The sequence below is a fragment of the Actinosynnema sp. genome (assembly GCF_052038725.1).
Map to the genome: position 1 here is coordinate 1 of NZ_JBQGCX010000361.1, position 4819 is coordinate 4819.

Consider the following 4819-nt stretch of genomic DNA (forward strand, 5'->3'; position numbering starts at 1 on the left):
GCGGCCCCCCCCCCCCCCCCCGCGCCCCCCGGGGGCGCGCCCCCCCCGCGGGGGCCGCCCCCGCGCCGCGTCCGCGGCCCCCTCGGCGACCCCGGTATTGGTCGGCAATACGCATCGGCGAACCGGGGGCGGACGCCGGAAGAGCGGTTCACGTCGCGCGTGTGATCTGCATCACCGGTACTTCGCGGAACGCGCGGTGATGCACGAGTCGCACTTCCCCTACAAGCGGCCACGACGTGGACAGGGGGCGTGGTTATTGGATCGAGACGTACTCGTGTAGTACGTTCACGTGGTCTCCGCAACTTCGCAGGCGTGTTACCCCGCAACGCTCGGCACGCCTTCCGCCGCACGAACTCTCAGGAGGTTCGCACTCCATGAATTCACCGGGCGGAACGCGGGTGGAGCCCCGGTCGGGCGCCGCCGCGCGGAGCAGGGCCGAGGAGTTGGTGACGACCCTCTACGCGCAGTTCGAGGGGGTCCTGCTGGCCCACGTGCTCAAGCTGACCGGCAACGACCGGCAGTGGGCGGAGGACGTCGTCCAGGAGACCCTGATCCGGGCGTGGCGGAACGCGGAAACGCTGGTCAGCGACCCGAGGATGCTGCGGGGCTGGCTGCTGACGGTGTCCCGCCGGATCGTGATCGACGACTGGCGCGGGCGTCGCGCCAGACCCGTGGAGGTGGAGCTGACCGGCGACGACGTCGCCCTGGAGCCCGACCGGACCGAGCAGGGGCTGTCCCGCATGGTGCTCGCCGATCTCATCGGGAAGCTCGGTGCCGAGCACCGGGAAGCGATCTGCGAGACCTACGTGCGCGGCCGGACGGTCCGCGAGGCGGCGCTCGTGCTGGGCATTCCCGAAGGGACCGTGAAGTCCCGCGTCTACCACGCCATGAAGATCCTGCGCCGATCAATGGAGGAGTCGCGCTGAGCTGCTCCGGGTAATTCGCGCGCGACTCACCGGCATTTCCGCTCGCCGCCGGAGGCGCTCCCCGGAATTCATCGGAGCCCGCTGGAGAGCCCGCTCGGCGGAAATGCTTCCGCGGTTTTGGCGGTCCGGGCCGCGCTTCGCGGCCCGCCCGTTCGCAGGCCATTCTGGGGGGAGGCGCCCCCGGAAGTCTCTACGGAGGGCACCGAAGGAAATCCCGCCCGCGTCCCGGCGCGGCTCTCGGTGCCCGCCCGCGGCGGGCCCTGCCCGGAACCCGGTTCCGGGCAGCGCCCGCGCCGGTTCCCGGCAGGCAGCGCCGGTCCCGCGCACGGCCTGCGCCGGTTCCTGCGCCGGGTCTGCGTCAGCCCTGCGCCGTGCCTGCGCCAGCCCTGCGCTGGGCTTTGGTCGTTTCCTGCGTCGGCTCTGCGCTGGGCTCGGGTCGTTCCCGCGCCGGCTCCGCGCTGGACCTGCGCCGTTCCCGCGCCGGGCCTGTGGCGATCTCCGGGGTGGACACATGCCATACGGTGGTGCTCCGCCCGCTCCCCGCCGCCGCGACGCCGCAGAACGGAGTCCACAGGTGAGCGCATCGAGCCCCGCGCGGCAGGTGGACCCGAGAACGCGGGGCGCGCACCGCCCGCCGCTGGTCGGCAGGGCGGGAGAGCTGCGCGCCTTCCGGGCGCTGCTGCGCGCCGCGTCGGCCGGGCGCACCGTCGGGGTGCTGGTGGACGGCGAGTTCGGCTCCGGCAAGTCCGCCCTGCTGGCCGAGGTCGCCGAGCAGGCCCGCGACCTGGGCTTCACCGCCGCGTCGGCGGTCGCCACCCGGCTGGAGAGCGAGCTGCGCGGCGCCGTCGTCGGGCAGCTCGCCGAGGACCTGCTGGACAACCCCGGCGACGTGGCGCCCTCGCTGGAGGCGTTCCTGCAGCTGGTGCGCGCCTCGGTCGAGCGCGCCCCGCTGCTGCTCGTGGTCGACGACGCGCACGCCGCCGACGCCTGGTCCCTGCGCTGCCTCGCCTACCTGCTGCGCAGGCTCCGCGACCGCCCCCTGCTGGTCGTGCTGTCCTCGGCCACGGGCCAACCGCCCGCCGCCGACCTGCTGCTGTCCGAGCTGCTGCCCGAGGACCACCACCTGCTGCGCCTGCCCCGCCTGGCCCCCGACGCGGTCGCCGACCTGCTGGCGGGCGCGCTGCCCGCACCCCTCCCCGAGGGCCTGGCCGCGGCGGTCCACGAGGCCACGGCGGGCAACCCCAGACTGCTGGAGTCCCTGGTCGCGGTCTTGCGCACCCGAGCGGCCCTCGGACCGAAGGCCCGGACCGCCCGCACCGCGGGCCCCGCAGGTCCCGTGGCCCCGGCGCCCGGCCGTTCCGGCGCGGACAGCTCCGGTCGCCCCGGTCCGGGGGACAGCGCCGGGGGTGACCCCGTCTCCGGGGCTGCGGCCCGCGGTCGTTCCAGCGCAGGCAGCGCCTCCCAGGGCGGTGTCACCCAGGGCGGTGCCGCGTCCGGCGACGCCGTCCGGAGCCCCGCCGATCCCGGATCAGGCCAGGGAGCCCCGGTTTCCGGCGTCACGTCGCCGGAGCACCACGCCTCCCGGCGCCACCAGCGGCGAGGGGGCCCGGCTTCCGGCGGCCCCGGCGCCCCGTCACCGGGCCGCGCGGGGTTCCCCCCCGCCGAGTTCGACCCGGCCGGGTGCGATCCCGGCCCGTCCGCCGCCTTCGACGTCGCCGCGCTCGTCCCGGCCGGGTTCGGCCCCGCCGCCTTCGGCTCCGGTCCCACCGCCCTGGACCCCACCGCCCTGGACCCGACCGCCCTCGACCCCGCCGGGGTCCCCGCGCTCGCCGCGCCCGAGCTGGGGGAGCTGCTGCGCCTGCGCCTGCGGGTCCGCCCCGGCGCGGCCGAGGTGGTGCGGGCGACCGCCGTCCTCGGCGAGGACGCCACCGTCGACCGGGTCGCCGAGCTGGCCGGTGTCGAGCACCGCGAGGTGCTCGCCCTGGTCGACGCCCTGGTCCGGCTGCGCCTGCTCCGCGACGGCACCCCGCTCGCCTTCAACCACCCCTACCTGCGGGCCTGCGTGCTCGCCGACCTGCCGGTCGCCACCCGCGCCGCCGACCACGCCCGCGCCGCCTCGGCGCTGGCCGAGGCCGGGGAACCCGCCAGGAGGGTCGCCGCGCACCTGCGCCAGGCCCACGACGTGCCGCTGCCCTGGGGCGTCCCGGTGCTGCGCGTGGCCGCCCGCTCGGCGCGGCGCGCGGGCGACCCGGTCGAGGCCCGCGCCTGCCTGGAGCGCGCGCTGCGGGAGCGCGCCGCGCCCGCCGAGCGCCTGGGCGCCCGCCTGGAGCTGGTGCACGCGGTGTTCCTTGCCGACCCGGCCGAGGGCGCGTCGCTGCTGCGCGAGAGCCTCGTCCTCGCCGACGACACCGGCCTCGCCGCCGACCAGGCCGCCCAGCTGCTGCTGCGGCTGTGCCGCCCGGTCGACGCCCGGTTCGCCCTCGCCCTCGGACCGCAGCTGGTCGCCAGGCTCGGTCCCGCCGACCACGACCGCTCGTGGCGGCTGCGCGCCCTGTGCTTCCTCGCGGGCGCGGGCAACAACCCCGGCCTCGCGCTGCGCGCGGGCGCCCTGCTGCGCGAGCTGGAGGCCGAGCCGCCCACGTCGCCCGAGCTGCGGCAGACCCGCTCCGCCCTGCTCGCGCTCGGCCACGCCCTGCGCGGCGACTCGGCGGCGCGGGCCGCCGGTCACGCCGAGCTGGCGCTGACCGGACCGGACACCGAGGTGCTCACCCGGCCGTTCGCGTTCGCCGTCGCCACCTGCTTCCTGGCCGACTCGCCCCGGCTGTCCGAGGGGCTGCGGCACGCGCTCGGCTCTCGCGCCGAACCCCGCGACCACCACCTCGACCGGGGCGCGGCGCTCGCGCTCGCCCAGGGCCTGCACCACCTGGCCACCGGCGACCTCGTGCGCGCCACCACCTTCCTGAAGTGGCAGCTGCGGCTGTTCGCCGAGCAGAGCGCCCCGCCGCGCGACCGGCCGGGCGACCGGCCCGCCGACGCGGGGGAGTGGGCAGGCCCGGTCGAGGACTGCCCGATGGCGGTGCGCTGCGCGGCCAGGCTCACCGAGGCGCTGGTCGACCTCGGCCGGTTCGACGAGGCGCGCGAGCTGCTGGCCAAGCACGGCCTCACCGACCGGCTGCCCGAGGTGTTCGGCCACAACACCACCCTGTGGGCGCGCGGCAGGCTCAAGCTCGCGGGCGGTGACGCCGAGGGCGCGCTGACCGACGCGCGCGAGTGCGGCAGGAGGCTGGCCGCCGCCCAGCTCGGGTCGGCGCCGCTGCTGCCGTGGCGACCGCTGGCGGTGCGCGCCCTGCTCGCGCTGGGCCGCCGCGACCAGGCGGCGCGGCTCGCCGGGGAGGAGCTGGCGGTCGCCCGCCGCTGGGGCACCCCGAGGGCGCTCGGCGCCGCGCTGCTCGCGGTGGGCCTGACCAGCGAGGACGATGCCGGGACCCGCGCGCTCGCCCAGGCCGTCCAACACCTGCGGGGCACCACCGCCCGGCTCGCGCTGGCCGAGGCGCTGTGCGAGCTGGGCGCGCGGTTGCGCAGGCGCGGCAGGCCCGAGCGGGCCATCCCGCACCTGCGGCGGGCCGTGGAGCTGAGCGCGGACTGCGAGGCCAAACCGCTCATCGCGCGCGCGGGCGAGGAGCTGCGGGCCTGCGAGCCGCCCGCCGCCCAGGGCACCGAGCACGGCCTGACCAGGCAGGAGGTCCGGGTCGCGGGCATGGCCGCGCAGGGCCTGACGAACCGGCAGATCGCCGAGGCGCTCTTCCTCACCCGGCGCACCGTCGAGCTGCACCTGTCCGGGGCCTACCGCAAGCTCGGCATCGCGGGCCGCGCCGACCTGCCCGCCGCCCTCA

The 4819-nt window shown here is 77.5% G+C and carries 2 protein-coding genes; both read left to right on the forward strand.

Going from position 1 to position 4819, the window contains the following annotated elements; translation table 11 throughout:
* Positions 1–374: 374 nt before the first annotated feature.
* Positions 375–926 carry a sigma-70 family RNA polymerase sigma factor gene (locus tag ACTUAL_RS07285; RefSeq protein ID WP_440899705.1) on the forward strand — a complete coding sequence of 184 codons (552 nt, stop codon included), beginning with the start codon at positions 375–377 and terminating at the stop codon, positions 924–926.
* A gap of 574 nt (positions 927–1500) precedes the next feature.
* Positions 1501–4819: AAA family ATPase (locus ACTUAL_RS07290; protein WP_440899706.1), on the forward strand; the 3319-nt coding region annotated here is incomplete at its 3' end.

Coding starts and splice junctions, on each gene's coding strand:
- ACTUAL_RS07285 (WP_440899705.1), top strand. CDS start 375: ATGAATTCACCGGGCGGAACGCGGGTGGAGCCCCGGTCGGGCGCCGCC.